Raw genomic sequence first — 1,969 nt, forward strand, 5'->3', positions numbered from 1 at the left:
AAGCGCGCGCCGATATCCGAGCGCTCGCCGCCGCCGACGGTGATCCGGCGCGCGCCGGTGCTCACCTTGGGGCGCGCGTCCTCGCGGTTGAGGCGCTGCGACAGCTCGCGCAGGAGGCTCGGCAGGCTCGGCCCGTAGGCCTCGCCGGTTTCGGCGCCCGAGGAGACCACCGACAGGATGCGCAGCCGGTCGTTCTCGCGCACGAAGACCGGCGCGCCGGAAGAGCCGAAGGTCACGTCGCAGTCGAAGCCGAGGATGTCTTCGCGATAGCGCCGGGTGATCTCGCAATTGGGCTGGCGCGAGAGCACCTCCTCGCGCCCGCGCCCATAGGAGACGACGCTCACGCGGGTCCCGGGAGAGGAGGTCTCGTGCACCCGGAACGGGTCGGCCTCGGCGCTCGACACCGGCGCCTCGAGCTTGAGCAGCGCGACATCGGTTGCCACGGCGATTTCCGAGGTCATCGCATGGCCGGCCGCCAGCTCGGCGGTGTAGCGCTCGGGCACCGCCAGGCGCAGCACCCGTCGCTGGGTGATGGCGCTGCCGTGGTGGTATCCGGCGCGAAACACCATGCCGCGGACCGGCAGCGGCTGCCGGGTCGCGGAATCGTAGACGCAATGCGCCGCGGTCAGCACGAGATCGCGGGCGATCAGCGCGCCCGTGCAGAAACCGCCGGGCAGGTCGAGCCGCCCCACCGCCTCCCAGCCGAGCAGGTCGCCACGGCTTTCCATCACGTCGAACGCGGTGCGTTGCTGGGCGCCCGGCTGCGCGGTCAGGCCTGCGAGGGCGATGCCGGCGGCGGCGACATATCTCAGGGCGTTACGAATTTTGCCCCCGTTTCCCGCCGCATCCCGGCGTTCACTGTCTGTCGGACCCCGTCCGTATCCATCGCTGCGCGCAGCTCCGCCAGCGCGTCTTCGAGTTCTGCCCCGAGCGCCACCGGGCGGCCATCCGCCTCGGCCTTGGCCGAGATCACCGAGACGATCACCGGCGCGGACCTAGGGCCGGAGAAGACCGGCGAGCCGGAAGCGCCGAAATCCACCTCGCAGGACAGCACCATCATGCGGCTCTGCAGGTCGAGCACGCCGCAGAGCCCCTGCAGCGAGGGCGCCTCCGAGCGGTCATGGGCATAGGAGACTACGCTCACCTCGCTGCCGACCGCCGGGTACGACCCGGTGGCGAAAGGCCGGATGGTGGTGTTGCGGATCGGCAGCTGCAGCTCGATCAGCGCGATGTCGCTGCTGACCCGGTTGCCGTCCCTGGGCGCGGTGAAATCATAGGAGGGATGCGCCATCGCCCGGCGCACCCGCCGATAGGCGGCGGCGCGGCCATTGCGCCAGCCCGCAAGGAACTGGATCTTGTCGACCGGAATGCGCGCGCCGGTCTCGGCATCATAGAGGCAATGCGCGGCGGTAAGCACCAGATCCGGTGCGATCAGCGCGCCGGTACAGAACGCCTTTCCCGCCAGCTCGAGCCGGCCCACGGCCTCCCACGGGCGGCCGTCTTCGCGGCTCTGCATCGAGAACAGACTGCCTTCCGCCCATGCGGGAACGGACAGGCAAATCGCAAGGATCGCCAGTAATACACGCACCAAAACTTCCCCTTCTCACGTCCTTCGGGGATACCGGCGGTGTTTGTCAAAAATTGGGCGTAACGTGGCCCGTCACTCGCCTCGGCATCACTCCGCCAAGGCCCGCGGTTTCGGTCCGCCAGTCGCCCAGTCGAGCAGCTCCACCGTATGCACCACCGGCACCCCTGTGCCCGAGCCGATCTGCATCATGCAGCCGATATTGCCGGCGGCGATGATGTCGGGCTGTTTGGCCTCGAGCGTGCGCACCTTGCGCGCCTTGAGCTGCCCCGAGATCTCGGGCTGCAGCAGGTTGTAGGTGCCGGCGCTGCCACAGCAGAGATGGCTGTCGGCGGGCTCGACCACTTCGAAGCCAGCGCCCTTCAGAAGCGCCTTGGGGTGGGT

3 protein-coding genes are annotated in these 1,969 nt (G+C 69.3%); all 3 read right to left on the reverse strand.

Annotation, left to right across the window (positions count from 1 at the left end):
- On the reverse strand, positions 1-728 hold a 728-nt coding region (locus AC6RA4_RS25175), incomplete at its 3' end, for a trypsin-like serine peptidase (protein ID WP_500165014.1).
- An 80-nt stretch (positions 729-808) separates the two neighbouring features.
- Complete coding sequence (locus AC6RA4_RS25180) at positions 809-1,516, reverse strand: trypsin-like serine peptidase (RefSeq protein WP_500165016.1); 708 nt, start codon at positions 1,514-1,516, stop codon at positions 809-811.
- Between the two features lie 159 nt (positions 1,517-1,675).
- A partial coding sequence (locus tag AC6RA4_RS25185; protein ID WP_500165018.1) for a heterodisulfide reductase-related iron-sulfur binding cluster occupies positions 1,676-1,969 on the reverse strand: 294 nt, incomplete at its 5' end.

This window comes from Salipiger sp. (assembly GCF_059781815.1).